A 25,594-nucleotide genomic window follows, 5' to 3' on the forward strand; every position below is an offset into this window, starting at 1 on the left:
CGCGCCGCGCCGTGTTCCGCCGGGAGTCCGGTCTTTTCACAGAGCCCGGGGGACTCCGTACCTCGAAGAGTTCCATCCTGAATCCAGTGCGCGATGCATCGTTGCCCTACCCCTCGATGTGCATGGAAATGGCCCGCCGCAGACAGCGCGCCGGGCGGACCCCGTGTCCTCCGGATGGCGCAGCCGACGTGCGTACCCACGCCCCTGCCGGTCTGCTGAGTGAGATGGGCCACCACATAGAGAGCCCGCGCGACGCGGGCACCACACGACGTGACGTACTGGGCATGGCAGCGGTGCTGCTGGCAGGCGGCGCCCTCACCGCGGGGGCGGCCGCACCGCGAGTGGGCGAAGAGCCCGACTCCTGCGAGACCGACTACGACGCCGAGTTCGAGTCGGCGCTCGCCGAGGGCGACGCGGAGTTCCCCGAGGACGAGGAGCGCGGTTTCGCGGCCGGTCCCCGCCGGTTCACCCTTCCACTGCGCCGCAAGTACCGGATCACCACCCGCTACGGGGCACGCGGCAACTGGCTCGCGGGCCACCACACCGGCATCGACCTCGCGGTCCCCAGCGGCACCGCCGTGTACGCGGTGGGCGGCGGGGTCGTGGTCCTCGCACGCTGGTCGGGGGCGTACGGCAAGGCCGTCACCGTACGGATGCCCGACGGGCACTACGCGGTGTACGGGCACCTCTCCCGCATCCGGGTGCGCAAGGGCGCCCGCATCCGCGCCGGAACGCGACTCGGGAGCAGCGGCAGCACGGGGCGCGCCACCGGACCCCACCTCCACCTGGAGATACGGGCCCGGCGCCACTACGGCTCGGACGTCAGCCCCTACCGCTACCTGGCACGGCGGGGTACCCGTCTCTGGTAACACTTCCGGCACCGGAGGCTTCAGGAGCCCAGCGACTTGAACGCCCGCGTCTGCTCGACGATCGCCCGTTCCGTGGGCAGCCGTTCGATCGACGAGGCGCCGAAGAAGCCGACGATGCCGGTGGTGTGCTCCAGGACGTACCGGGCGTCCTCGGGCTCGGCGATGGGACCGCCGTGGCAGAGCACCAGGGCGTCCGGGTTGACCCGCTTGGCGGCGTCGTGCATGTCCTGCACGGCGGCCGCCGCCCGGTCGAGGGTCATCGCGGTGCCCGCGCCGATGGAGCCCTTGGTGGTGAGGCCGACGTGCGGGACGAGGATGTCGGCGCCCGCCCGCGCCATCTCGGCTGCCTGCTCCGGGTCGAAGACGTAGGGCGCGGTGAGCAGGTCGCGTTCGTGGGCGGCGCGGACCATGTCGATCTCCAGGCCGTATCCCATGCCGGTCTCTTCGAGGTTGACCCGGAACGTGCCGTCGTACAGGCCGACGGTGGGGAAGTTCTGCACGCCGGTGAAGCCCATGGCCTTGAGCTGGTCGAGGAAGAGGTCCATGCGGCGGAACGGGTCCGTGCCGCAGACGCCCGCGAGGACGGGGGTGTCGCGGACGACGGGCAGGACTTCGCGCGCCATGTCGACGACGATCTCGTTGGCGTCGCCGTACGGCAGGAGTCCGGCCAGGGAGCCGCGGCCCGCCATCCGGTAGCGGCCGGAGTTGTAGATGATGAGCAGGTCGACGCCGCCCTCCTCCGCGCACTTGGCGGAGAGTCCGGTGCCCGCGCCCGCTCCGATGACGGGTTGCCCCGCGGCGACCTGGGCGCGCAGCCGGGCGAGTGCTTCCTTGCGGTTCATGGGGTTGCTCCTCGAAGCGGTGAGGTCAGCGGGCGGCCTGTGAGGCGGCGCGTTCGCCGATCAGTTGGTGCAGGCGGTCGGCCATGGCCACCGCGAAGGTCCCGTCGTTGATGTGGGCGTCGACTTCGTGGAGGCGGACGCCGCTGCCGCAGACGGTGGCGCGCAGGGCGTCGAGGCCCGTCCTGTCGGCCACCGGGTCGGCGAAGGGCGCGTCCGGCATGTCCACGGCGGAGAGTCCGCGCAGGGGCCAGAAGAGTTCGGCGGGCCCGCGGGCCGCGGCGAGCTTGTGGCCGAGCATGGCGCCGAGGGCCGCCATCTCCCGTGCGGTCGTCCGCATCAGGGTGACCGTCGGGTTGTGGACCAGGAACCGGCGGCCCGCGAAGCGCTCCGGGATGCTCGCGGCCGGGCCGAAGTTGACCATGTCGAGGGCGCCGGGCGCGACGACCTGCGGGATGGCGGCGGCGCCCGCCGCGGTGAGCCGGTCGGGGCCCGCGCTGAGCACTCCCCCGACGAGTTCGTCGGCGAGTTCGGTGGTGGTGAGGTCGAGGACGCCGTCCAGCAGGCCGTCGGCGGCGAGCTTCTCCACGGCGCGGCCGCCCGCGCCGGTGGCGTGGAAGACCAGGACTTCGTAGCCGAGTTCGGCGAGGCGGGCGCGGGCCGTGTCGACGGCGGGCGTGGTCACACCGAACATCGTGGCGGCGACGACCTTGCGCCGCGGGCCCGCGAGCTCCTCGTAGCTGCGCTCCTGACGGCGGGCCATACCGGCCGCGGCGGCCGCCGCGTTGCCGAGTATGTGGCTCGACACGGAGTTGATGCCGGAGATGTCGACGACGCTGTACATCATCGTGAGGTCGCTGCTGTCGACGTACGGTGCCACGTCGCCGCCCGCCATGGTGCTGACCAGGACCTTCGGCACGCCGATGGGCAGGGCGCGCATGGCCTGCGAGGCGATGGCCGAGCCGCCGCTGCCCCCGGCCGCGAGCACCGCGTGCAGCTTGCCCTGGTGGTGCAGGTCGAGCACGACGCGGGTCAGTCCTTCGGCCATGGCGGCGACGGCCGCGCCGCGGTCCCCGGCGGCGCGCAGCGCCCCCAGGTCGTGTCCGGCGGCCCGTGCCACCACGTCGGCGGGAACGTCGGCCACGGGCGCGTGGGCGGGCGGCGGCAGCACGCCGACGTCGACCAGCAGGACATCGCTGCCGTACTCCCGGAGCCGCTCGCGCAACCACGCGTACTCCTCGCCCTTGGTGTCCAGCGTGCCGACGAGGACCACGGTCGCCATGTACTCCACACTCCTTCAGGTGCTCGGTGCTGTGATCCTGCGACCGCTCATCGCCCCGGGCAACGGCCAGTGGGACCCGATTGGCCTGCGCGGCCCGGGAGTAGGCGAAGATGAAGGGTATGGCGAAGATCCCGACGGCCCGTTTGTCGCGGCTGCTCACCGGCTGGTCATCGGAGGGCGCGGCTCCACTTCCGCGCAGGCTCGCGGACGCTCTGCGGGAGCTCGCGGAGCGCGCGGACGTGGCTCCCGGCTCGACCCTGCCCTCACAACGTGAACTCGCGGGCGTGCTGGGGGTGAGCCGCTCCACGGTGACCGCCGCGTACAGCCTCCTGGAGGCCGAGGGCTGGCTGGAGAGCCGGCGCGGCAGCGGTTCCCGGCTGCGTGGCTCGGGGACGCTGGAGCAGTCCCCCGACGAGGAGCGGCACGGGGGTGAGGGCCGGCTCGCGAGTTTCGACGCGCGGACGAGCGGGGCCGACCTGTCGAGCGGCGCGCTGGACGGCCTGGGCGCGGTGGCCGACACGGTCGGTGCGCTGTCGGGCGCGGAGCTCGCTCCGCTGCTGCGCGCCGACGGCTATCTGACGCACGGGCTCCCGGAGTTGCGCGAGGGCATAGCGGCGTACTACCGCGGGGCCGGGCTGCCCACCGAGCCGGAGCAGATCCTGGTCACGGCGGGCTCGCAGCAGGCCGTGTGGCTGGTCGCGCAGGCGCTGGTCGACCCGGGCGACACGGTCGTGGTGGAGAACCCCACCTATCGGGGTGCCTTGGAGGCGCTGCGGTCGCGCGGCGCGCGGCTCGTCCCGGTCGGCGGGGACGGTCCGGGGGCGGGCGGCGCGGGATCGGACGCGGCGGCGCTGCGGCGGCTCGGCTCGAAGGTGCGGCCGCGGCTCGTCTACCTCCAGCCGTCTGTGCACAACCCGACCGGTCGCAGTCTGGACGGGGCGGCGCTGCGGGAGTGGGCGGCGGCGCTGGGCGAGCGCGAGCTGTTCACCGTCGAGGACACCGCGTGCGCGGAGCTCGGCCTGGCGGACGACGGTGCGCCGGTGCCGCTCTCCGCCCGCCTCCCGGTGACGTCCACGATCACGGTGGGGACGCTGTCGAAGCTGTTCTGGGGCGGGCTTCGGGTGGGCTGGGTGCGGTCGTCGCCGCACATCGTGGCGCGCCTCGCGAAGATCAAGACGTCGGTGGACCTGTCGTGTTCGGTCGTGGACCAGCTGGTGGCGTCGCGGCTGCTCGCCGGGCTGCCGCAGGCGCGGACCGCTCGCCGCGCGGTGCTGCGCGAGCAACTGACGGGCGCGGAGAAGCTGTTGCGCTCGCGTGCCCCGCACTGGGAGTGGGACAGGCCGGCCGGCGGACCTGCCCTGTGGGTCCGGGTGCCGGGCACCGACACGGAGGCGCTGGCGCAGCTGGCGCGGCGCCGGGGCGTGGCCGTCGTGCCGGGGTCGGCGTTCTCCGCGGTGGACGGGTTCCGTGACCGGCTGCGGCTGCCGTACGCGCACGGCGTCGACCTGCTGGAACGGGCGCTGCCGACGCTGCTGGACTGCGCGCGGCGGAGCCGGGTGCCCACGGGGGGCTGAGCCGCCGTCACCGGTGCTGCGCGCAGGGCCCGTTGTCAGACCCGGCTGCCAGCATGACGTCATGGGGTGTGGAGCACGAGGAGGCCGGTCTCTCCCCCGGGGTGACGGACCCGTTTATGTACTGGTACTTCCGGTTCTGGCAGACAGGACCGGGCGTGCCGTACGACGCGCGCGACCTCGCCTACGCCTGCGCGGCGGGCGGGCTCCGCGCGGAACTCTTCCCGGTCGAGCGGGACCAGTGCTGACGCCCGTAGGACTCGGTTCCGAGCAGCCCGTGGGAGCACACACAGTAAGGTGACTACGGTGAGTAATCGGCGAGTTGACGGCTCATCAGCTCCGCTTTTCGTTCAATCACATCGCCCTGTGAGGGTAAGAACGGCCCTGAGCGGGAACGATTGACACATGACCTCGGTGCCGCCCAGGACCCCGGTGGCGTCCGGCGCCGGTCTTCGTACGCCACGCCACCAACATTTTGATTACTCTCCGTGAAGGGAAAAGACACTGCTGGACTGGGAAACGGGCACCGCCGACTTCACCTTCGGCCTGCACCACCGCGTGGTGAACGGCACTGATGTCCTTGCGTTTTGGGGCGAACTGGACGCCTGGGCCGACCAGGAGCTCGCCCCCCGTGTCATGGCACTCATGGACCGGGCCGGCCCTCGGGTCGTCGCGGACCTGCGGGAGGTGACCTTCATGGATGCCGGTGGTCTGCGCCTGCTCGTGCGGATCCGGAAGCGGGTCGTCCCCGGCCGGGGCACCTTATGGCTCGTGCCGGGCAGCGCGCGCAATCGGCGACTGCTGCGCATCACCTCACTCGACAAGGCGTTCACGATCCCGGCCGGCGCGCCGGTGCCGTGCACGCGTACCGGCTCACGGATCGGGTTCCGCTGACGCGGCCCCGGCCCCGGCCCCGGCTCCGGGCCACGCGCCCGGGACTCACAGAGGTCGGCATGAGGCAGGGCGCCCGGGGCATCCGGTAGCCATGCATCTCCCATCCATGCGCCTCCCTTCCGTGCGTCTCACGTCGGCCACCGTGCGCGGCAAGGGCAAAGCAAGGCGCGCAGCCAAGGGACGAGGCGTGGCCGCGGTGGCACGCGCCGGGTTCGTCGGACGTGGCGTCCTGTATCTCCTCGTCGGCGCGCTGGCCCTGCGCATCGCGTTCTCCGACGGCGGCGACGGCCGCCAGGCGGACCGGGGCGGCGCCCTGGCCGAGATCGCGGAGCGTCCTTTCGGGCACGTCATGCTGTGGCTGCTCGGCGGCGCCCTGGCGGGCATGGCGCTGTGGCGGCTCTCCGAGGTCTTCTTCGGGCAGGCGGGGCCGGACGGAAACACCGCGGGCAAACGCGCCATCGCGGGCGCGCGCTGCCTCTTCTACAGCTTCGTGACGTACTCCGTCATCGCCTACGCCGCGGGCGACCAGGGCAGCGGCAGCGGATCGAGCGACAAGCAGACCCAGGACGCGACGGCGAAGGTGCTCGACTGGCCCGGCGGGCAGTGGATCGTCGCCGCCGCGGGCGCGGGCGTGCTCGTGGCGGGGGTCTGGATCGCGGGCCGCGCGGTGCTGCGCAAGTTCCGCGACAAGCTGCGCGTCTCCGAGATGCCTCGGCGGATGCGCCAGACGACCGATGTCCTCGGCGTCACCGGCGGGACGGCACGGGGCGTGGTGTTCGGCGTCGCGGGCGGCTTCGCCATCACCGCCGCGCTGCGGCACAAGCCGGGCGAGGCCAAGGGCATGGACAACACGCTGCGCTCCTTCGCCGACACCGGCGCCGGGCCCTGGCTGCTCGCGCTGATCGCCGTCGGCCTCGTGGCCTTCGGACTCTTCTCGTTCGCGAGCGCGCGCTGGCGCAAGTTCTGACACACGGCCGAGCGGCCCGGCCGAGCGGCCCGGCTAAGCCGACGCCCGGCAGGGCGGCACTCCTCGCCATGTGGCATTCCTCGCCACGTACGGCATGAGATGCCGCCCTGCCCCTGAGTGACAAAAAGGGCATGCGAACGCCCGACATGTACGATGACTCGGTGACTTCCCACCCCCGAATGAGCCTGGCCGAGCGCAAGCGCCGCCTCGTCTCGGACGAACTGACCGAATCCGCGTTGCAGTTGCTGGCGCTGAAGGGGTACGAAGCGGTCACCATCGACGAGATCGTGGCCACCGCCGGAGTCTCCCGGCGCACGTTCTTCCGGTACTTCGCGTCCAAGGAGGACGTGGTCATCCAGTTCCTGGCCGACATGGGCACCGGAATGCGCACGGAACTGGCGGACCGCCCCACCGGCGAAACGCACGCGGAAGCGCTGCGGAACGCCGTCAAGGTCCCCCTCGCCATCTGTTCCGACCGCTCCGACCACTCCGAGCGTGCGCTGAGCGTGGTGCAGCTGATCCTGCGGACGCCCGCCCTGCTGGCCCGCTTCCTGGAGCGGCAGGCGCAGTGGCGCGACGACCTGACGGAGGAGATGGGCCGCCGGACGGGGCTCGACCCGGAGGTCGAGCTGTACCCGCGGCTGGCCGCGGGGATGGCCCTCACCGCGTTCGACGCCGTGCTGCAGCGGTGGAGCGGCAACGACGGCGCCGAGGACCCGGCCGAACTCCTCGACCGGGCCTTCGACGTGATCGGCCCGGCCCTGGACACCGTGGCGGCGTAGCTCTCCACGGTGCCCTGACCGCCTACAGGTACAGATCCGGCCGCCTACCGGGCCCGACCGCTCAGAGGCCGAACTCCTGCGGGGACACGTTCAGCGCCGCGCACGCCTCGCGCAGGACCTGCTCCTCCGCCGGTGCGATGTACCCGTCCGCGCCGGCCACGACGAAGCCGGTCTGCACGACCGCCTTCGCCTCCACCGGCTTCTTCGCCGCCTTGGCGATCTCCTGCATCGCCTCGGTCTTGCCCTGCTGGAAGTTGAGCGACAGCTGGTCCACGTGCTTGTTGAAGCGCTGCCGCAGCTGGTCCGGCGGGAAGTTCTGCAGGACGTCGTTCTGCACGATCAGCGACTCCACGTGCTGGCGCTCGGCCGGGTCGACCGATCCGTCGGCCGCCGCGACCAGGGCGCACATGGCCATGCTCGCGTCGCGGTACGCACCGCTCTTGAGCTCGGTCTTCAGGGAGGCAAGCTGCGTCTTGAGCACGCCCACGAGCTGCGCCTTCGATCCCCCGCCGGAGCCCGAACCCGGTCGTCCGTGGCCGCCGGAGCCGCGCGCCCCCTGCGACTGCTGAAGACCCTTCGTCTGGTCCTTGATCCGGTCCCACATCGCCATCCGTGCCACCTCGACTGCTTCGCTCGTCCACGCGCTTGTGCGCGTCACTCCGCCAACGCCTTCCCCGTCGTCGAAGTTCCGTGCACGCCCGACTCCTTCGAGGGCTCCTTCGAGGGCTCGGTCGACGGCTCTGGAAGTCCGGTGCGCAGGACCCTGTTGACGCGTGCCGTGTCGAGGACGCCCTCCCAGCGGGCGACGACGAGGGTGGCGACGCTGTTGCCCGCGAGGTTCGTCAGGGCCCGGCACTCGGACATGAACTTGTCGATGCCGAAGATGAGCATGATGCCCGCGGCGGGCACGGTGCCGACGGTGGAGAGCGTGGCGGCCAGGGCGATGAACCCGGCACCCGTGACGCCTCCGGACCCCTTGGACGTCAGGATCATCACGGCGAGCAGGCCGAGCTGCTGGCCGAGGGTGAGCGGGGTGTCGGTGGCCTGGGCGATGTACACGGCGGCCAGGGAGAGGTAGATGGAGCTGCCGTCGAGGTTGAAGGAGTAGCCGGTCGGCACGGTCAGGCCGACGATGTCCCTGCGCACGCCGAGCCCTTCGAGTTTGGCCATCACCGTCGGCAGCACGCTCTCCGAGGACGACGTGCCGAGGACGATGAGGAACTCCTCCCGCAGGTGGTGCAGCAGCCGGAAGATGCTGATCCGCAGCAGGGCGAGGACGCCGCCCAGGACGACCACGACGAAGAACAGCGACGTGCCGTAGAACAGGCCGATGAGCCGGCCGAGGCTGGTCAGCGTCGAGACGCCGTACTTGCCGATGGTGTAGGCCATGGCGCCGAACGCGCCGACGGGGGCGGCGAGCATCACGTAGTGGAGGATCTTGAAGACGACCGCGCTCAGCCGGTTGACGCCGTCGACCAGGGGCGCGCCCACGGGGCCCACGGCTTTCAGCGCCACACCGAACAGGACGGCGAAGAAGATGACTTGGAGGATGTTCCCCTCGGCGAACGCCCCGACCGCGCTGGACGGCACGATGTCGGTGAGGAAGTGCCACCAGCTCTGGTCCTCGCCATCCTTGACGTACTGCGCGGCGCCCCCGGAGAGCCGCAGGTCTCCGGGGTGGGCGTGGACGCCGGCACCGGGCTGGAAGAGGTTGACGGCGAGCAGTCCGACGGCGAGCGCGACGAGGGTTCCCGCCTGAAAGTAGAGCAGGGATTTCAGGCCCACCCTGCCGACCCGGCGCAGGCTGTCGACGCCTCCGATGCCCGCGACGACCGTGAGGAAGACGATCGGGGTGATCAGCATTTTGATCGCCGAGACGAACGTGGTGCCGACCGGTTCCAGGGCGACGCCGACGGAGGGCCACAGCCAGCCGGTCAGGATGCCGGTGACGATCGCGGTCAGGACCCAGAAGTACAGCTGCCGGTACCAGGGCGTGGAGGTTTCGGACGGTGGTTCGGACGGTGACGCGGCGGGTGGGGTGCCGGAGGTGGTGGACGCGGTTGCTGCCATGGCGTTTCTCCTCGCCGGTGAACGTGTCAGAGCAGTTCGAGGAGCTTCTCGGTGAACGCGGCCGTCGTGCTGTCGCCGCCGAGGTCCGGGGTGCGCACGTCGGTCTTGGCCAGCACCGCGGCGATCGCGGCCGTGATCTCGTCGGCCGCCGCACGGTGTCCAAGGTGGTCGAGCATCATCGCCGCCGACCAGATGGCGCCGAGGGGGTTGGCGATGCCGCGGCCCGCGATGTCGGGCGCGGAGCCGTGGACCGGCTCGAACATCGAGGGGAACTCGCGCTCCGGGTTGAGGTTGGCGGCCGGGGCGATGCCGATGGAACCGGCCACCGCGGCGGCCAGGTCGCTGAGGATGTCGCCGAAGAGGTTGGAGGCGACCACGACGTCGAAGCGGGCCGGGTCGAGGACGAACTTCGCGGCCAGCGCGTCGATGTGCTCCTGGTCCCACACCACCGCCGGATGCTCCGCGCCCCGCTCGGCGACCAGTTCGTCCCAGAACGGCATGGTGTGCACGATGCCGTTCGACTTGGTGGCCGAGGTGAGCCTGCCCCCGCGGCGCGCGGCGAGGCCGAAGGCGTGATCGAGGACGCGGGTGACTCCCGCGCGCGTGAACACGGCTTCCTGGACGGCCATCTCCTCCGCGAAGCCGCGGTTCAGCCGTCCGCCTATCTCGCTGTACTCCCCCTCGACGTTCTCGCGTACGACGACGAAGTCGACCTCTCCGGGTGCGGCGGCCCGCAGCGGGCTCTCGACGCCCTCGAAGACGCGGATCGGCCGCACGTTGACGTACTGGCGAAAGCCCCGCCTGATCGGGATCAGCAGCCCCCACAGCGAGACGTGGTCGGGCACGCCCGGGTAGCCGACCGCGCCGAGCAGGATGGCGTCCTTGTCGCGCAGCTGGTCGAGCCCGTCCTCGGGCATCATCGCGCCCTCACGGGCGTAGCGCTCGCACGACCAGTCGTACGTCGTGTACGAGCAGGTGAAGCCGTGGCGGGCGCCGACCGTGTCGACGACCCGCTGTGCGGGAGGCAGCACTTCGGTCCCGATGCCGTCGCCGGGGATGAGTGCGATGTGGTGGTGGGTCATGCCCTGATTGCAGCAACGGCGGTGTCCGAGCGTCCAAGACGCTCTGCCGATCTGCCTTATAGGGCACGCCTATATGTGCGGGCTTTGGAGGGACGCCCGGATGTGCTTGCCTTGGAGGCACGCCTACGTGCACGTGGCGAGCGCGCGCGTGAGGAACGTCCGCGCGGCCGGCGGCTGCTCGGCCCTGCGGCTCACCAGCGCGATCCGCAGCGTCGTCCGCGGCTCGATGTCCAGGACCAGCGCACCGGCCCGCTCGGCGGTCGAGCGCCAGGACTCGGTGACGACGGCGAGGCCGACCTCGGCGAGCACCAGCGGCAGGATCGCCACCCGGTGCTCGGTCTCCGCCGCGATGGTGAAGTCGATGCCCCGCTCGCGAAGACCGTCGACGTACGCGCGCATGCCGGTGCCCCGCTGCCCGACGATCAGCCGCTGTCCCGCCAGCTCCTCGCGGGCCACCGGGCGGCCCGCGGGGAAGGGCCCGTCGGGCGGGGTGACCAGCACGAAGCGCTGCTCGCCCACGTCGTGCGAGAGCACTTCCTTGTCGGCGAGGGGGCCTGACGCCGCGAGGAGGCCCAGTTCGGCGGCGCCGGTGCGGACCATGTCGATGACGTCGCGCGAGGTGAACGCCGCCCGGATGTGCACGGACACGCCGGGGTAACGGCCGGTGAAGCCGCGGACCATCGTGGTCAGCGGTTCCACCGCCTGGGAGGGCATGGCGGCGATGTCGAGCCGCCCCTCGCGCAGTTCGTGCACCGCGGCGACGCTGGCGCGGGCCGTCTCCAGACTGCGTACGGCCGCCCGGGCGGGTTCGATCAGCGCCGTGCCCGCCTCGGTGAGCACGGCGCGGCGGCCGATGCGGTGGAACAGGCTGCTGCCCAGGTCCCGTTCCAGCGCCCGCACCGCCTGGGACAGCGACGGCTGGGAGAGATAGAGGGCCGACGCCGCCCGGTTGAAACCGCCGTGGTCGACGATCGCGAGGAAGTACTCCAGTTGACGAACATCCATGCGCCCATCCTCGCGCGGCTCTCGCCGCCACGAGGTCCTGCGAGAGCCTGCGTCATTGCCCCGCCGGAGCTCAGTCCCGGTCGACGTGCTCCCGGACGATCTTGCGGTTGGTCGCGTCGACGTCGTACGTCGTCTTGTTCCAGTCGTCGGTCGTGACGACGTCGACGGACCACAGCACCATGTCGCCCTTGTCGGAGTCGTCCAGCTCCACCGAGGTGACGGTGCCCTTCTTCTTGTCCGTGGCGGTCTGCGCCGCCTGCTGCGGGGTGACCGTCGCCTTCTTCAGCCAGTCCGCGAGCTCGCGCTTGTCGTCCTGGTCCTGGTCGTCGGCCCGCGCCTGCCCGGCCTTGCCGGTGACCGCGTCGACGTCGACGTCGTGGGAGGCGCCGTCCGCGGTCGCCACCTCCGCCTTCCAGACCGGCTTGTCCGGCGTGCCCTTGAGTTCGATGGAGACCGGCTTCGACTTGTCGACCGTCGCCACCGCCGCGTCGAGTGCCTTGTCGTAGCCGACCTTGGCCTTGGGGACGAGCTCCTTCCGCTCCCGCTGGTCGTCCGTGAGGCTGCCCCCGTCGGAGGACGAGGTGGGCGACGCCACCCGTCCGGCCGTGGAGGAGTCGGTCTTCGCGGTGTCGCCGTCGTCGTTGCCGCAGCCGGTGAGCAGCGCTCCGGCCGCGGCGGCGACACAGATCAGGCCCGTGCTCCTGGTGAGTGTGGGGCGTACGCGCCGGACGGCAGATGCATTCCTGTTTGTGACCATATGGGTACATTAAGCGACGTATCCGTTCGCCACCTGTGGAGACTGCCGTCCGGTCGCGTACGGCCGCCTCAGACGACCGCCCCGGTCCCCCGCTCCCTCCTCCTGCGCGCCTCCAGAGGGCTGTACGCGTCGGACTCGTCGCCCGATCCGCCCGAGCCACCCGTGCCGCCCTTCCGACCCGGCCGCGAGGGCGGCGGTGCCGGATTGCGGCGTTCGAGCGCGATCGCGATCGGGACGGCCGTGAAGACGGTCGAGGCCATGCCGACCAGGACCCCGGCGATCAGCGCGAGCGAGAAGTCCGCGAGCGAGTCTCCGCCCAGCACCGCGAGGGCCGTGAGGATGAACAGCGCGCCCATGCCCGTGTTCACGGTCCGCGGCAGCGTCTGCACGACGGCCTGGTTGGCGGTGGCCTCCAGGTCGCCGCGCGGATCCCGGCGGCGCACCTCGCGCACGCGGTCGAAGACGACCACCGTGTCGTTGACCGAGTAGCCGATCACGGTGAGCAGGGCGGCGAGGAAGACGCTGTCGACGGGCTTGCCGAGCCAGGCGAACAGGCCCACCACGAGCAGCACGTCGTGGACCATCGCCGAGACGGCCGCCACCGCGAGGGTCCAGCGGAACCGCACGCTCAGATAGATCAGCTGGGCAGCGACGGCGATGCCGAGGGCGATCAGCGCCTTCTGGCGCAGTTCGTCGCCGAGGCTCGGCCCGATCATCTCGTCACGTTCGACGGTCACCGTGCCACCGGGCTCCTCCAGGGCCTCCTTGACGCGCTGCTGTTCGGCGTCGGTCAGCCGTTCCGTGCGTACGGAGATGTCCCCGTCGCCCGACTCCTGCACCACCGCGCGCGGGAAGCCCGCTTCGGACACGGCGCCGCGGGCGGTGTCGGCGTCGACGGGCCTGCTGGTGCTGTACTCGACGAGGCGGCCGCCGGTGAACTCGACGCCGAACTCCAGGCCGCGCAGCGCGATGCCCGCGACCGCCACGACGACCAGGAGGGCGCTGGCGCCGAGCCAGCGGCGCCGGTGGCGGACCAGGTTCGGCTTGCGGCGGGCCAGCCAGGTACGGACGCGGCCCGTGGAGGCGATGCCCGTCAGGGCGGGCCGTTCGCGCACGAAATCGCGGCTCACGGCGAAGTCGGCGAGGACGCGGGTGATGACGAGCGCGGTGACCATCGACGCGAGGACGCCGATGGACAGGGTGACGCCGAAGCCCTTGACGGGTCCGGTGGCGAAGAAGAACAGCAGGGCCGCGGCGAGCAGCGTCGTCACGTTCGAGTCGACGACCGCGCTCCACGCCTTGGCGAAGCCCGTGCGGACGGGTTTGGCCAGGTCGGCCGAGCGGACACCGAGGTACTCCTCCCGTGCGCGTTCGAAGACGAGCACGTTGGCGTCGACGGCCATGCCGATGGCCAGGACGAACCCGGCGAGCCCCGGCAGGGTGAGCGTCGCGCCGAGTGCGACGAGGGCGGCGTACGAGATGAGGCCGTACAGCGCGAGGGCGAGGGCGGCGAGCGCGCCCATGAGCCGGTAGACGACGGTGATGAACAGGGCGGTCAGGGCTACGCCGATGACGGCGGCCGTGGCGCTCGCCTCGATGGCGTCGGCGCCGAGCGTCGCGCCGACGGTGCGCTGCTCGACGACGTCGACGGGTACCGGCAGCGCGCCGCCCTTGACGAGTGCCGCGAGGTCGCGGGCCTCGGACTGGCTGAAGTCGCCGGTGATCTGGGTGGTGCCGCCGGTGATGCCGGTCTTGCACGGCACGCCCTGGTTGACGCCGGGCGCCGAGATGATCTTGTCGTCGAGGGTGATGGCGACGCGCCGCTCGGGGGCGTTCTGCGGTGCGCAGGCCGCGTCGCCGGTGATCTTCGCCCAGGTGTCGCCCGCCTCCTTGCGGAAGTCGAGGGTGACGAGCCACCCGGCGAGGGACTGCTGGTCGAGCGTGGCCTGTGCGTCCTTGACGCCCTGGCCGGTGAGGGCGGTGGGGCCGAGCTTCAGGTAGCTGCCCTTCCGGTCGGGGTCGGGCAGGGTCCGTGAGCCGTCGGCGGTCGGCTTCGCAGTGCCCTTCTCGGAGGACTCGCCCGTGACGGGGTGGACGGTCAGCTGGGCGGTCCGGCCGATGACCTCGGCGGCCTTGCGCGGGTCCTGGACGCCGGGGAGTTCGACGATGATGCGCTTCTCGCCGGAGCGTGCGATGCCTGGTTCGGAGACGCCGAGTGCGTCGACCCGCTGCCTCAGGACTTCCAGGGCGCGGTCGGTGGACGCGGCGTCCGCCGTGGTGGTGGGTGAGTCCTTGGTCTCCAGGACGATCTGTGTGCCGCCGCGCAGGTCGAGGCCGAGGCGGGCGGACTGGGTGAGGGCGATGTAGAGGGACAGTGCGACGGCCGCGAGCGCGACGATCGCCCGCCACAGGGGCGCGCGGGACATGGGTTCTCCACGATGAGGGCCATGCTGGGGGCCACGATGAGGGAAGGACGGAAGGACACGTGACCGGGGCGTCGCGAACGCGGCGTGTGCGTGTGTTCGTGCGCGCGCGTGCGTGCGTGCCGGGTCAGGCGTCGGGGAAGGTCTGCGTGGTACTCATCGCTGGGGCGGCCCGCGCGGGGCGGCCGCCGTGCCGGTCCGCCGCGGAGGGGCCGTTACGGTCTCGGGGCGGGCGTCGGGTCCGCCGAGGGCGCGGTGCGGCGCCGTGTCGACCGCGGTGCGCGGTGGTCCTACCGGCTGCGGCCCGGGTATGTGGGCGTCGAGCCGGTGCGTGACGGTGACGTGGAGCGCCGGGACGTCGTGAGGTGCGGTCTGCTTCTCCGCGTGCGCCACGGCGGTGTGCCGGGCGAGTGGTCCGTCCGCCGGTGTCCCCTCCGCCGCGGCGGAGGGGACGAACAGGGCGAGGACGGTGACGACGAGCGACACCGCGGATGCGGCGATGCGCGCGGAACGGCTCTGCTGCGACACGCGTGCCCCCGTCCCCTCGGCTCTTCCCGTCGGCTTTCCCGTCGGCTTTCCCGGGTGCGCACGGCGTGGCCCCGGCCTGCTCAACGTACGGGCCGACGCGTTTCGTTCCGCTCCCCGTGCTCCTTCCCGTACTCCTCCCCCTACGGCTCCTCACATGCCGTACTCCACCAGGCTGGTGGGCACCACGATGTGGCGCGGCTCCCCGGCAGCGGCCCGGCCGTGCAGCCGGTCGGCGAGGAGCCGGCCCGCCACGCGCCCGAGTTCGTCGCTGTCGTACGCGACGAGTGTCAGCGGCAGGCCGAGGGCGTCGGCGAGTTCGAAGTCGTCGAACCCGGCGAGGGCGACGTGAGTCCCGTCGGCTCCCCCCGCAGCCGCGTTCCGCAACGCCCGGAACGCTCCTATCGTGTTGCGGTTGTTGGAGCAGAACAGTGCGGTCGGGGGTTCGGGCAGCGCGAGGAGTCCGGCGGCGGCGCGGGTGGCCTGCCGCGGTTCGGTCTGGCCCTGGCGTACGAGGCGTGCGTCGACGGTGAGCCCTGCCGAGGCAAGCGCCGCCGCGTAGCCGCGGAGCCGTTCGGTGCCGGTGTGGACGGCGGGCGGCGAGCCGAGGAAGCCGATGCGGCGGTGGCCGCGCTCCAGGAGGCGGGTCGTCGCGGCACGGGCGCCGCCGAAGTCGTCGACCAGGACGCAGTCCGCCGCGAAGCCCTCGGGCGGGCGGCTGGCGAGGACGACGGGCACCCCGTCGGCCACGGCGGTGGCGAGGTGGCGCTGGTCGGCGCCCGCGGGTACGGCGATGATGCCGTCGACGCGGCGGGCCACCAGGTCGGCGACGAGTTCCCGCTCCGCGTCGAGGTCTTGACCGGTGTTGCCGATGACCGTCTTGAGGTGGTGCTCGCCGACCACGGAGTCGACGCCGAGGGCGAGGCGTGAGTAGAAGGGATTGGCGAGGTTGGTGACGATGAGGCCGACGAGCCCAGTGCCGCGGCCGAGCCGGAGACTGCGGGCGACCTCGTTGGGCCGGTAGCCGAGGGCGGCGGCCGCGGCGCGTACGCGTTCGCGGGTGGCGGGCAGGACCTGCGGGTCGTCGCGCAGCACCCGGGACGCCGTCATCGCACTGACCCCGGCGCGCTCGGCGACGTCCCGCAGGGTGGGCTGACCGCTCTTCGCGTCGCGCGACGGCCGACCCCTGTGGGGATCGTGCGACGGTCGGCCGCTCTGCGGTTCGTGCGGTCCGGGCATGGTGCGGATGTCCTTCCGTTCCGTTCGGCGGGATGCCTCGGCGCGGTGGGGCGGAGCCGGGCAAGGACAGGCTCTCAGGACACCGCCGCCGCGTGTGCCGCGGCTCCGACGAGTGCCGCGTCCTCGCCGAGGCCCGCGGGGCGCAGCGTGACGGGTGTGTCGCCAAGGCCCGCGCGGAGTGCGGGGCGCAGGAGGTCCCACGAGGTGGCCATGGCGCCGCCGACGACGAGGACGGTGGCCCCGAAGTCGCGCAGGTGCGGGGCGAGTACCGCGCCGAGGGTGGTGAAGGCCTCGTCGAGCACGCGGCGCGCACGGCGCTCTCCCGCCCGCGCTCGCTCCGCGACGTCGCTCACGTCCAGGTCCGGGTCGAGGGGTGCCTCCGCTCCGCCGTAGTGCGCCAGAATCGCGCGCCGCGACACGGTGTCCTCCAGCGGCCTGCCTGCCGCCTCCACGAGGTCGATGCGGCCCTGCGGCGGTATGCTGGGGCCTTCGTGCCGGGCGCGGCCCGCCACCAGGAAGGCGGAACCCACGCCCGTGCCGAGGGTGATGCCCGCGCACCGTTCGTGGCCGCGCGCCGCACCCGACCGCCACTCGCCGAGGAGGAAGGCGTGCGCGTCGTTGAGGAAGACCGCGTGTGCGGGGCGCGGCCACACCGCGTCGAGGAGGACCGCGCGTACGTCGATGCCGTACAGGTCGTCGAACTTGCCGACGCCGGCGAAGCGGGCGATGCCCTTGTCGTGGTCGAAGGGGCCGGGGACCGCCACGCCCCACACCTCCCCGGCGGGCGCGTCCAGCTCCCCGGCGCAGCGGACGAGCACGCCCAGGACGTGTTCGGCGGAGCCCCGGGCGCGGACCGGCTCGCGCACCCTGCGCAGCACGGTCGCCGTGCCGGGGTCGGCCAGGGCCGCGGTGACGTGGGTGCCGCCCAGTTCGAGGACGGGTCTCATGCATCCCCTCGCGAGCCGGTCCGGCCGGGCCGCTCCGCGCGGACCAGCGCCTTGACGACCTTGACCGGTGATTCGCCGACGGCGGCGAGCCGGTAGGGGCCGACGGCCGCGGGCACCGTCAGCGTCTCCGAGCGGTACAGCAGGTGCCGCTCCCCCGCCGCCGTGTGCAGCGCGACGCCTTCGCCCTCCACCACGTTGAGGACGTGGAAGCGGCCCGCCGTGTCGTCGTCGGTCTCGGCGCCCACGTCGAGGGCGTGGCGCCGCACCTCGTAGAACATCTCGTCCAGCGAGCCGAGGAGCTCCTCGCGCCGGCCAGGACCCTCACGCAGCGTGCGCGGTTCCTGGACCAGCTCCTGTGCGACGGCGTCGCCGCGGCGTCCGGTCTCCAGGTTGGCGAGACCGTGCCCGTAGGGGAGTTGGCGGGGGCGGCCGTCGGCGTCGGGGCGCAGCCAGTCGTAGAAGCGCAGGGAGTAGAGGTACGGGGTGGCGCTGATCTCCAGGACGACGTTTCCCGCGCCGGAGGCGTGCGGCGTGCCCGCCGGGATCATGAAGAGGCGGCCCTGTTCGGCGGGGAACGTCATGACGTGGTCCTCGGGGTCCATCGGCACCCCGTCGTGCGCGGCCTCCTCGATCTCCTTGCGGAAGAGGTCCAGGTCGACGTCCTCGCGCAGGCCGAGGAAGACGCGGGTGTCCGGGCTGCCGCAGGCCATGTAGTACGTCTCGTGCTGGGTGTAGGACCAGCCGAACCGCTCCTTCATGTACCGCGCCTTGGGGTGGCAGTGCACGGAGAGGTTGCCGCCGCCCAGGGTGTCGAGGTAGTCGAAGCGGATGGGGAAGGAGGTGCCGTAGCGGGCGGCCACTTCTGACCCCAGCATCGCCTCGGGGTGCAGGACGCACAGCAACTGGAAGGGGAGTTCCGCCTGTTGGCCGGGGTGTGTGCCGATGAGGACGCCTGCCTCGGGGGCGATGAGTTCGTAGCCGAGCGCGGTGTTGCGCGTGGCGGGGTCGAATCCGAGGCGGTCCTGGGCCCAATGTCCGCCCCAGGGGGTCGAGTTGAAGTAGGGGCGGGTCCGTACGGGGCGGCGGGCGAGGTCTGAGAGGGTGGCGCGCAGTCCGGTGCCGTCGATGTACGTGGGGCGCTCGGCGTCCTGTACGTCGAGCCACGCGTCCAGGCGGGGGGCGAGGGCGTCCCGGTGGCGGTCGAGCATGGGCCAGTCGATGTAGAAGAGCCTCCGCAGGCTGCCCCTGTCGTCCGGAAGTCCGAGGTTGCGGCCGGAACCGGCGTTCACGGCCGCCTCGGCGTGCCGCTTGGGCAGGTCGGCGTACCAGAGCAGGTCGTGCGGCAGGAGCGAGGCGCCGGGGCCGTGGACGAGCAGCACCTCACGCCCCGTAGGCGGGCGCGGCCGCGGAAGGTCGTCGAAGAGGTCGCGCAGGGGGTTCTCGGCGAGCTTGGCGTAGTAGGGGTCGTCGGTGAGATCGGCGCCATGGGGGTCCGCCGCGGAGTCGGTGCGGCGGCGCACCTCGGCGGGCGGGGCGTGGTGGGCGCGCAGGTCGAGGGTCCGCACGGCGGTGCCGCGCGCGGTCAGCTCCCGGGTGAGCCGGGCGGCGAGGTCGTCCCAGGCGACGGTCGGCGGGCCGTCCACGGCGACGGTGACCGGGCCCGTGGGCAGGCGCGCGGCGACGGCCTGCCAGCCGGTGGCGAGGACGGTCCCGGGTGCGGGGGCGTAGCGCGGGTCGAGCCGGTACACACATTCTCCTTCGTGCGGACAAGACATGCGGATTGCGGGCAACCTCGGGGCGGTTTCCGGGTTTCCGGGTTTCCCGGGTTCCTAGGGGTCAGGGACGTACGAACAGCACGGCCGTGGTGCCGAGCGCCGGGACATCGAGGATCGTCTCGCCGTCCGTGCGGGGCAGTGGGTCGGACGCGGTGCCGAGGTAGTCCGCCCGGTGCGCGGCCGTGACCGTGAAGCGGGTGCGGATACGGCAGGTCAGTGGCTGCTCCGCGAACGACTGGAGGCGCAGCAGGACGTGGCCGGGGCGCGGTGTGGTGGCACCGACGAGCCGGACGCGCGCGTCGTCGAGGTCGACGAAGGAGTGTGCGTCGGGGAGGTCCCGCGCGCCGTCCGAGCTCCCCCGGGCTCGGACGGCGCGCATCGGGCGGCTCCAGGCGGCGGCCGTCCGTGGCCCGAGGCCGCCCGCACCGGAACCGCTGGCCAGGCTGTAGCGGTAGGTGAATTCGAAGCCCTGCTCGCCGGGGAAGTTGGTGTCCCACAGGTTGTTGTGGATCCAGGAGAAGACGGTGGCGGGTTCGTCGTGTCCCATCGTCTTCGGGAACGGTGCGTAGGGCAGGGCGATGTTGCCGAACTGGACGAGCGGCGCGTCCTGCGTCGACCAGGCCACCGTCAGCTCGTCGTCGCCGAGCGTCACCCAGCGGCGGACCGCCCGCATGTGCAGCGCGGAGCCGGGCACGACCGGCAGGCCGCTGCCCGTGACGCCGCCCGACGCCTCCATGCGGACGACCGGGTTGTCGAAGGCGAAGGGGAAGGCGAAGTAGGCGCTCTCCTTGCCCGGTCGGGCGTCCTTGTCGAGGCGGTTCTCGATGTCGATGCGGGGCACGCCGTGCGGGAGGGTGAGCGTGGTGCGCAGTCGGTTGGCGCCCGCCGGGCGGGTCTCGTAGGTGAGCGACTCGGCGGTGGGTGTGGAGCGGCGTGCGATGAGTGCGGCGGGTGGGGGGACGGCGCGGGCCCCGAGGTGTTCGAGGCGGTCGGATGCCGTGGTGCGGCTGGAGTTGTGGTTGAAGGCGCCCGCGGTGGTGTAGCTGTCGTGGAGGTAGCCGTTGAAGCCGGTGATGGCGTCCTGGCGGACGAGTTCGCGGCCGGTCCTCTTGTCGGTGATGGAGGCGACGCAGGCGTGCGCGAGGTCGACGCGGACCGTGAAGTACTCGTTCGCCAGGAGGGTCGGTTCGGGGTGCGCGAGGGCTTCGGCCGCGGTGTCCGCGGGGTCGTCCCGTTCGGTGCCGCCGGTCGGGTTCCAGCCGGTGGCGGACTTCACCGTCGTGCCCCGCCGTTCCTCGTGCGGCTCGGCGGGCGCCGTGAGGATGTCGAGGCGCACCGACCCGGCGGGCGGCACGTCGTCGACGCGGACGAGGAGGAACCGTCCGGCGTCGCGGTGGTCGTCGTTGGTCTGCGGCTGCTCCTCGTGCGGGAGCCGGCGTCCGTCGCGGGCGTCGCGAAGGGTGACCCGCTGGTACAGCGGCACGGTGCTCTCGGGCAGGAAGACGCGGACGACGTCGGTGCGCGGCCAGGAGCAGGTGTTGACGACGTGGTACGTCGCCGCCGCGTCCGGTGCCGCGGCGAGCCGCTGTCCGAGGCGGGCGCCGGCGCGGGCGAGGAGCGCGTTGCCGTCGTCGTGGGCGCGCATCGCCTGCCCGTACTTCCAGTGCCACTGGTGCTCCCCGGAGTGGCCGCCCTCGTCGCCGTGGGTCCATGGGTCGCCGGCGCCCCAGGTGTGCTCGTCGAAGAGCGACACCGCTTCGTAGACCCCGGCGGCGTCCCTGCTGTCGTCCTCGGCCCCCGTGGCGCCGAGGAGGGCGGCGAACGTGCCGATGGTCTGGGCGTCGGCGACCACGGACTGGGCGGTCCTGGCCAGGGACAGCGGGCGTGCCCCCGACCCGACCCCGTCGACCCACCAGTCGGTCCAGTCGCCTTCGAAGGTGCGGATCTCGCCACCGAGCCTGGCCTCGGCGTCGGTGAAGAAGTCCTCGTTGCGGGAGAGCCGCAGCCGCGGGTAGGCCCAGGTGTCGTTCCAGCGGCGGACGGTGTCGGCGATGATGCGGCGGGGCGGCGCGTTGTCGCCGAACTTGCCCTGGACGCGCAGGTGGAGGATGTCCCACGGGTAGGGCTCGCGTTTGACCTCGGTGTGGTCCATGGCCCAGCCGAAGATGCCGCCGCGGTAGGGGTAGGGGTTGGTGGCGAGGGAGGTCAGGTAGGCGGGGAGCAGGTCGTCGACGTCCTGGTAGTCCGTGTCGAAGCCGAGGAGCGGGCCTTCCATGTAGGCGAGGCCGTGCGGGGTGTCGGTGACCCACACCAGGACGCTGTTGCCGCTCGGGGCGCGCCAGCGGAAGAGGCGGGGCAGCTTCTCGCCGCCGACCAGGTGGGGGACGGAGCGTCCGGCCCAGTTGTGCGCCACGGACAGGTACGTGACACCGGCGGCGGCGAGGGCGTCCACGAGTCCGACGACCGCGCCGGGCACGTCGGTCTGCATGGCGGAGGTGAACTCGACGCCGTGTGCGTCGCGGACGGTGCGGGCCAGGCGCAGGAGTTCGTGCAGCTCGTCCGTGGAGCAGGTCTCGGTGTGCAGGTTGAACGGCAGCGCGGTCAGCTCGATGCGTCCCTCGCGGACGCGTCGTACGAACTCGTCGACCTGCTCGGCCGGGCGCGCCTCCGCCCACTGCTGGAACGACCACAACGACTCCACGCACCACCGGAACTGCGACTCGGCGGGCCAGTCGTCGGTGGCGCGGGTGAGTTCCAGGCAGGAGTCGAAGAACGACAGGTGCTCGGCGAGGACGCGCCCCTGCGGATCGGTGTAGCCGATGTCGAGGTGGGAGTGGTGGACGAGGTGGAGGGTCCAGCGGCGCTGCGGGGTCAGGCGTACGTCGATGCCGTCCCGTGCGTCGGGAAGGCAGACGGTGACGCGGGCCGGTGCGTCGACGGCGGGCAGCAGCAGCCGTACGGAGCGGCCGGGTCCTGCGACGCGCTCGCAGCGCAGGACCGCGCCGGACTCGGTACGTACGCTCAACTCGGCTGCCTCGACTGTCTCGTTGACGGTCTCGACCCGCAAGGACTGGAGCAGTGTGCCGTCGTCGGCGTACCGCAGGAGGGGTTCCTCGGTGAGCCGCAGGGCGGTGCCGTCCGTGAGCGTTCCCTCGGCGCTCACGACGTCGGCGCGCAGGCTGTCGCGGATCCGGTCGTTGTCCCAGTCGGTGGTGCGGACCAGAGCCCGTGTCGTCATGCGGATCTCTCCCGGGGAAGGGGGCGTGTGCGGGTCAGCGGGCGGATGCGGTGATGCCGCGCAGGAACAGGCCGCGGAACACCAGGAAGAGGAGCAGGGTCGGCACGGACACGATGAGGGCGCCGGCCAGGATGACGGGCGGTCCCGTCGACGCGTAGGCGTTGTTGAGGGTCGTCAGGGTGGCCATGACGGGCTGTACGTCGGGGCTGCGGCTGAGGGTGATGCCGAGGAGGAGGTCGTTCCAGACGGCGGTGAACTGGAAGATGAAGGCCGCGCCGAGCCCCGCCTTCATCAGCGGTACGTGGATGCGCCAGAAGATCCGCCCGAACGACGCTCCGTCGAGCAGCGCCGCCTCGGTGAGCTCGGGCGACATGGTCGTCATCTGGTTGCGGATGAGGAAGAAGGCGAAGGGCACGGCCCATGCCGCGTACACGAGCATCAGGCCGATCCTGGTGTCGTACAGGTTGGCGTCCGCGTACAGGCCGAAGAGCGGCGCGAGGAACATCTGGAGCGGGAACAGCGTGCCGGAGTAGATCAGCCAGAACCAGAAAGCGGGCCGCGGGATGGGCAGGACGACGACGGCGAACGCCGCCATGGCCGCCACGAGGACCGCGACCAGGCCGCACACGACGGCGTAGAGCAGCGAGGCCTGGAAGCTGTCGCCGATGCCCGCCACGTCCCAGGCGGTCTGCACGTTCTGCCATAGATCGAAGCCCTGGACGGTCCACTCGGGCTTGCCCGCGTACTCGGCGGCCGGGGTCAGGGCGTTGACGACCAGCAGGTGGAGCGGGATCAGCCAGAGCACCACGCATCCGGCGACGAACACATTGCGCACCGCGCGTCCCATGGCGCCTCCTCAGCTCTTCGCCGTGCCGGTGTCAGGCATCCGGCGGCGCAGATACATCCAGGACGAGGCGACGACGATCACGGAGAGGACGAGTGCGATCGCCGAGCCGTAGCCCACGTGGAACAGCCGGAACGTCTCGCGGTACATGCTGAGCGCGAGGGTCTCCGAGGAGCGGGACGGGCCGCCCTTGGTGAGGATCCAGATCATGTCGAACGCCTTGAGGCTGTTCACGATGGCCATGCCGACCACCACGACGGTCACGGCGCGCAGTTGGGGCAGGGTGATGTGCCGGAACATGTGCCGGCCGCTCGCGCCGTCCAGTTCGGCGGCCTCGACGGTCTCGCGCGGGATGGCGCGCAGGCCGATCGCGAAGAGGACGACGTTCAGACCGGTGGCCTGCCAGGTGCTCGCGACGATCATCGCGAGGGTGTTCTGCGGCCACTCCAGGAGCCATGTCTGTGTCCAGCCGTCCAGGCCCACGCCGCGCAGCACCTGGTTGACCGCGCCGTCGGACGTCAGCATGAAGTTCCACAGCACGGCGGTGGCCGCCCCCGAGATCGCGAACGGCAGCACGATGATCAGCTGCGCGATGCCGCCGAACCGCATCCGGTGGGTGGCGACGGCGATGAGGAGTCCGGCGAGGACGGGCAGGAGCAGTGTGCCTGCCACCCACATCAGAGTGTTGAGGACCGACCGGCCGAAGATCGGGTCGTCGGCGAGCCGGGCGTAGTTGTCGAGTCCGGTGTAGCTGCTGGTGAAGCCGTTGTCCTCGAAGAAGCTGCCGTAGACGCTGCGGAAGAACGGGTAGACGAGCAGGACACCGACGAGAGCGAATGCGGGCAGCGCCCAGGGCAGGGCGGCGAGGGGGCCGCCGAGCCTGCCGCCGCCGGCCTTCGCGGCCTGGTGCGGGGTACGGGTGGGCACCCGGCGGCGCACGCGCACCGGCTTCGTCGCGCCGTGTGCCGGCGTCGCGGTTCCTGTCATGTCTCCTCCGCCTCCCGCCACACCTGCCAGGCGTCGTCGGCACGGTCCTGCATGGTGCGCAGCGTCTTGCGGTACGAGGACGGGTTCAGGAGGAAACCGGCGAGGTCGTCGACGGTCGCCTCGACGAGTTCGGGCGGGCCCTGTTCCCAGAAGCGGTTGAGCAGCCACAGTCTGTCGCCGCGCACCTTCTCGGCGAGGCCGCCGATGACGGGGTTGGCGGGCGCGACCTTCGGGTTGGGGCAGCCGTCCTGGAGAGCGCAGGAGAAGGCCCGCATGACCGCGGGGTGCAGCCATGAACCGGCGGCTTCGACGGCCTCTTCGTGGTCGGCGCCCTTGACGGTGGCGACGAGCGCGCTGGACTCGAAGACGACGCTGGGGCGGGCCTTCGGGTCGGCCATCGGCAGCACGAACGCACCCACGTTCTTGGCCGGTTTCCCGCCCGCCCCCGCCAGCGTCGAGCCGAGCCAGGTGCCGCAGGCGACCATGCCCACCGTGCCGCGCACCAGGGCGGCGGCGGCGTCGGTGTGGCTGAGGTCCATGGGCGTGAACCAGTCCTTGTCGAAGAAGGAGGCGATGGTGCGCAGCGCGCGTTCGGCTCGCGGATCGGTGTAGCGCGCGCGGCCGTTCATCAGGTCCTGGTAGTACCGCGGGTCCTGGCGGCTGAGGATCTCCTGGAACCAGATGAAGGAGGGCCAGCGGTCGGCCGCGGTGCCGTGCAACGGCGTGATGCCCGCCTTCTTCAGGCGCCCGCACGCGCCGAGGAAACCGTCCCAGGTCTCCGGGGCCTCGATGTCGTGCTCGTGGAAGACCTGCGGGTTGTAGAAGATGACCCAGTAGGCGAGGTTCATCGGAAGGCCGTACACCCGCCGCCGGTAGGTGAACGCCTCCCGCAGCGAGGGATCCACCCACCCCCTGGCGACGGCCTTGTCCCACTGGCCCGTCAGGTCCTCGATGCCGCCGGTGCGGGCGAGGTCCTGGAGCCGGTAGCCGGACCAGTACTTGAGCATGTCCGGCGTCTTGTTGGTGCGCAGCGAGGACCGCACGATCTGCTCGAACGACTCCAGGGACGGGTTGACCTCGGGCACCAGGCGCAGCGACGCGACGGACTTCATGGCCGCCCCCGCGGCGGTCATGGGCTTCTCCCACGCGGTGCTGTCGCCGAGTACGGCGACCTCGCCCGAGGGCAGCCCCTCAGCGGTGGCGCAGGCGGTGGCGAGCGCGCCGGCCGCGGCGGCCACGAGCAGGGTGCGGCGGTCCATCGACGGGGGACGACTACCTGACATGGATGACTCCCACAGGTGTGCGTGCTGCCCGATGTCGGCGTCGACACGCTGTTAGCGTTAACACGGGCGTCTTGGAGCTTCACCGGGGTCGCGTCGGATGTCAATGGGGCGGGAGCCATCCGAAACCCCAACTCGCTTTGGGATCAACGGCGTTCGGGTGGAGCGCGAGGACCGGGACGCGGCTGCAGGACCGCCGCCGCGCGGGCCGTCGCCCA

At 72.0% G+C, this 25,594-nt stretch carries 22 protein-coding genes; 6 read left to right on the forward strand and 16 right to left on the reverse strand.

The genetic code is table 11. From position 1 onward, the window contains the following. The first annotated feature begins 188 nt into the window (after positions 1-188). Complete coding sequence (locus NOO62_RS02125) at positions 189-869, forward strand: M23 family metallopeptidase (RefSeq protein WP_268769166.1); 681 nt, start codon at positions 189-191, stop codon at positions 867-869. A gap of 20 nt (positions 870-889) precedes the next feature. Here NOO62_RS02125 and NOO62_RS02130 read toward each other — a convergent pair whose 3' ends face one another. Both NOO62_RS02130 and NOO62_RS02135 read right to left on the reverse strand, forming a co-directional pair. Further along, positions 890-1,711 (reverse strand): phosphoenolpyruvate hydrolase family protein, encoded by an 822-nt coding sequence (locus NOO62_RS02130; RefSeq protein WP_268769167.1) that lies wholly within the window; start codon positions 1,709-1,711, stop codon positions 890-892. Between the two features lie 25 nt (positions 1,712-1,736). After that, positions 1,737-2,990, reverse strand: a complete 1,254-nt coding sequence (locus NOO62_RS02135; RefSeq protein WP_268769168.1) for a Tm-1-like ATP-binding domain-containing protein — start codon at positions 2,988-2,990, stop codon at positions 1,737-1,739. 119 nt (positions 2,991-3,109) lie between these two features. Between NOO62_RS02135 and NOO62_RS02140 the strand changes: the two genes are divergently transcribed. The 5 genes from NOO62_RS02140 to NOO62_RS02160 all read left to right on the forward strand — a co-directional run bounded on the left by NOO62_RS02140 (position 3,110) and on the right by NOO62_RS02160 (position 7,204). Next, the gene (locus NOO62_RS02140; protein WP_268769169.1) at positions 3,110-4,564 is read left to right on the forward strand and encodes a PLP-dependent aminotransferase family protein; all 1,455 of its coding nucleotides are present in this window, start codon (positions 3,110-3,112) and stop codon (positions 4,562-4,564) included. A 53-nt stretch (positions 4,565-4,617) separates the two neighbouring features. Beyond that, a complete protein-coding gene (locus NOO62_RS02145) occupies positions 4,618-4,809 on the forward strand; it encodes a hypothetical protein (protein ID WP_268769170.1) in 192 nt (63 codons plus the stop codon). A gap of 313 nt (positions 4,810-5,122) precedes the next feature. Beyond that, positions 5,123-5,455 (forward strand): STAS domain-containing protein, encoded by a 333-nt coding sequence (locus tag NOO62_RS02150; RefSeq protein ID WP_268769171.1) that lies wholly within the window; start codon positions 5,123-5,125, stop codon positions 5,453-5,455. Positions 5,456-5,561: 106 nt separating this feature from the next. After that, positions 5,562-6,422 (forward strand): DUF1206 domain-containing protein, encoded by an 861-nt coding sequence (locus NOO62_RS02155; RefSeq protein ID WP_268769172.1) that lies wholly within the window; start codon positions 5,562-5,564, stop codon positions 6,420-6,422. Between the two features lie 179 nt (positions 6,423-6,601). Then, on the forward strand, positions 6,602-7,204 hold the full coding sequence (locus tag NOO62_RS02160) for a TetR family transcriptional regulator (RefSeq protein WP_268775439.1): 603 nt from the start codon (positions 6,602-6,604) through the stop codon (positions 7,202-7,204). A gap of 61 nt (positions 7,205-7,265) precedes the next feature. Here the strand turns inward: NOO62_RS02160 and NOO62_RS02165 are convergent, their stop codons facing one another. The 14 genes from NOO62_RS02165 to NOO62_RS02230 form a co-directional block, all read right to left on the reverse strand. Then, positions 7,266-7,814, reverse strand: a complete 549-nt coding sequence (locus NOO62_RS02165; protein WP_268775440.1) for a tellurite resistance TerB family protein — start codon at positions 7,812-7,814, stop codon at positions 7,266-7,268. 44 nt (positions 7,815-7,858) lie between these two features. Then, positions 7,859-9,274, reverse strand: a complete 1,416-nt coding sequence (gene dctA, locus NOO62_RS02170; protein WP_268769173.1) for a C4-dicarboxylate transporter DctA — start codon at positions 9,272-9,274, stop codon at positions 7,859-7,861. A gap of 26 nt (positions 9,275-9,300) precedes the next feature. Next, positions 9,301-10,356, reverse strand: coding sequence for a tartrate dehydrogenase (locus NOO62_RS02175; protein ID WP_268769174.1), 1,056 nt, complete (start codon positions 10,354-10,356; stop codon positions 9,301-9,303). 123 nt (positions 10,357-10,479) lie between these two features. Beyond that, positions 10,480-11,361 carry a LysR family transcriptional regulator gene (locus NOO62_RS02180; RefSeq protein ID WP_268769175.1) on the reverse strand — a complete coding sequence of 294 codons (882 nt, stop codon included), beginning with the start codon at positions 11,359-11,361 and terminating at the stop codon, positions 10,480-10,482. A gap of 70 nt (positions 11,362-11,431) precedes the next feature. Further along, positions 11,432-12,118 (reverse strand): PepSY domain-containing protein, encoded by a 687-nt coding sequence (locus NOO62_RS02185; protein WP_268769176.1) that lies wholly within the window; start codon positions 12,116-12,118, stop codon positions 11,432-11,434. A gap of 68 nt (positions 12,119-12,186) precedes the next feature. After that, positions 12,187-14,544: a protein translocase subunit SecD gene (gene secD, locus NOO62_RS02190; protein WP_268769177.1), complete on the reverse strand. Its 2,358-nt coding sequence runs from the start codon at positions 14,542-14,544 to the stop codon at positions 12,187-12,189. Between the two features lie 153 nt (positions 14,545-14,697). Continuing rightward, entirely contained in the window at positions 14,698-15,069 is a 372-nt protein-coding gene (locus NOO62_RS02195; protein WP_268769178.1) for a hypothetical protein, read from the reverse strand. Between the two features lie 150 nt (positions 15,070-15,219). Continuing rightward, entirely contained in the window at positions 15,220-16,305 is a 1,086-nt protein-coding gene (locus tag NOO62_RS02200) for a LacI family DNA-binding transcriptional regulator (protein WP_414930755.1), read from the reverse strand. A gap of 74 nt (positions 16,306-16,379) precedes the next feature. Then, positions 16,380-17,252 (reverse strand): ROK family protein, encoded by an 873-nt coding sequence (locus NOO62_RS02205; RefSeq protein ID WP_268769179.1) that lies wholly within the window; start codon positions 17,250-17,252, stop codon positions 16,380-16,382. After that, positions 17,249-19,000 carry a class I mannose-6-phosphate isomerase gene (locus NOO62_RS02210; protein WP_268769180.1) on the reverse strand — a complete coding sequence of 584 codons (1,752 nt, stop codon included), beginning with the start codon at positions 18,998-19,000 and terminating at the stop codon, positions 17,249-17,251. The genes NOO62_RS02205 and NOO62_RS02210 overlap by 4 nt, the downstream gene beginning before the upstream one ends. A gap of 88 nt (positions 19,001-19,088) precedes the next feature. Further along, positions 19,089-22,265 carry a glycoside hydrolase family 38 C-terminal domain-containing protein gene (locus NOO62_RS02215; RefSeq protein WP_268769181.1) on the reverse strand — a complete coding sequence of 1,059 codons (3,177 nt, stop codon included), beginning with the start codon at positions 22,263-22,265 and terminating at the stop codon, positions 19,089-19,091. A 34-nt stretch (positions 22,266-22,299) separates the two neighbouring features. Continuing rightward, the gene (locus NOO62_RS02220) at positions 22,300-23,112 is read right to left on the reverse strand and encodes a carbohydrate ABC transporter permease (protein ID WP_268769182.1); all 813 of its coding nucleotides are present in this window, start codon (positions 23,110-23,112) and stop codon (positions 22,300-22,302) included. A gap of 9 nt (positions 23,113-23,121) precedes the next feature. Next, positions 23,122-24,096, reverse strand: coding sequence for a carbohydrate ABC transporter permease (locus NOO62_RS02225; RefSeq protein WP_268769183.1), 975 nt, complete (start codon positions 24,094-24,096; stop codon positions 23,122-23,124). Next, on the reverse strand, positions 24,093-25,379 hold the full coding sequence (locus NOO62_RS02230; RefSeq protein WP_268769184.1) for an ABC transporter substrate-binding protein: 1,287 nt from the start codon (positions 25,377-25,379) through the stop codon (positions 24,093-24,095). The genes NOO62_RS02225 and NOO62_RS02230 overlap by 4 nt, the downstream gene beginning before the upstream one ends. Positions 25,380-25,594 lie beyond the last annotated feature (215 nt).

The sequence above is a fragment of the Streptomyces sp. Je 1-369 genome (assembly GCF_026810505.1).
Lineage (GTDB): Bacteria > Actinomycetota > Actinomycetes > Streptomycetales > Streptomycetaceae > Streptomyces.

Bases quoted from the DNA above. Each gene is read 5' to 3' on its own strand.
- NOO62_RS02160 (WP_268775439.1), top strand. From the start codon at position 6,602: ATGAGCCTGGCCGAGCGCAAGCGCCGCCTCGTCTCGGACGAACTGACC.
- NOO62_RS02130 (WP_268769167.1), bottom strand. From the start codon at position 1,711: ATGAACCGCAAGGAAGCACTCGCCCGGCTGCGCGCCCAGGTCGCCGCG.
- NOO62_RS02155 (WP_268769172.1), top strand. From the start codon at position 5,562: ATGCGCCTCCCTTCCGTGCGTCTCACGTCGGCCACCGTGCGCGGCAAG.
- secD (WP_268769177.1), bottom strand. From the start codon at position 14,544: ATGTCCCGCGCGCCCCTGTGGCGGGCGATCGTCGCGCTCGCGGCCGTC.
- NOO62_RS02135 (WP_268769168.1), bottom strand. From the start codon at position 2,990: ATGGCGACCGTGGTCCTCGTCGGCACGCTGGACACCAAGGGCGAGGAG.
- NOO62_RS02225 (WP_268769183.1), bottom strand. From the start codon at position 24,096: ATGACAGGAACCGCGACGCCGGCACACGGCGCGACGAAGCCGGTGCGC.
- NOO62_RS02185 (WP_268769176.1), bottom strand. From the start codon at position 12,118: ATGGTCACAAACAGGAATGCATCTGCCGTCCGGCGCGTACGCCCCACA.
- NOO62_RS02200 (WP_414930755.1), bottom strand. From the start codon at position 16,305: ATGCCCGGACCGCACGAACCGCAGAGCGGCCGACCGTCGCACGATCCC.
- NOO62_RS02215 (WP_268769181.1), bottom strand. From the start codon at position 22,265: ATGACGACACGGGCTCTGGTCCGCACCACCGACTGGGACAACGACCGG.
- NOO62_RS02230 (WP_268769184.1), bottom strand. From the start codon at position 25,379: ATGTCAGGTAGTCGTCCCCCGTCGATGGACCGCCGCACCCTGCTCGTG.
- NOO62_RS02140 (WP_268769169.1), top strand. From the start codon at position 3,110: ATGGCGAAGATCCCGACGGCCCGTTTGTCGCGGCTGCTCACCGGCTGG.
- NOO62_RS02205 (WP_268769179.1), bottom strand. From the start codon at position 17,252: ATGAGACCCGTCCTCGAACTGGGCGGCACCCACGTCACCGCGGCCCTG.
- NOO62_RS02165 (WP_268775440.1), bottom strand. From the start codon at position 7,814: ATGGCGATGTGGGACCGGATCAAGGACCAGACGAAGGGTCTTCAGCAG.
- NOO62_RS02145 (WP_268769170.1), top strand. From the start codon at position 4,618: ATGACGTCATGGGGTGTGGAGCACGAGGAGGCCGGTCTCTCCCCCGGG.
- NOO62_RS02180 (WP_268769175.1), bottom strand. From the start codon at position 11,361: ATGGATGTTCGTCAACTGGAGTACTTCCTCGCGATCGTCGACCACGGC.
- dctA (WP_268769173.1), bottom strand. From the start codon at position 9,274: ATGGCAGCAACCGCGTCCACCACCTCCGGCACCCCACCCGCCGCGTCA.
- NOO62_RS02175 (WP_268769174.1), bottom strand. From the start codon at position 10,356: ATGACCCACCACCACATCGCACTCATCCCCGGCGACGGCATCGGGACC.
- NOO62_RS02220 (WP_268769182.1), bottom strand. From the start codon at position 23,112: ATGGGACGCGCGGTGCGCAATGTGTTCGTCGCCGGATGCGTGGTGCTC.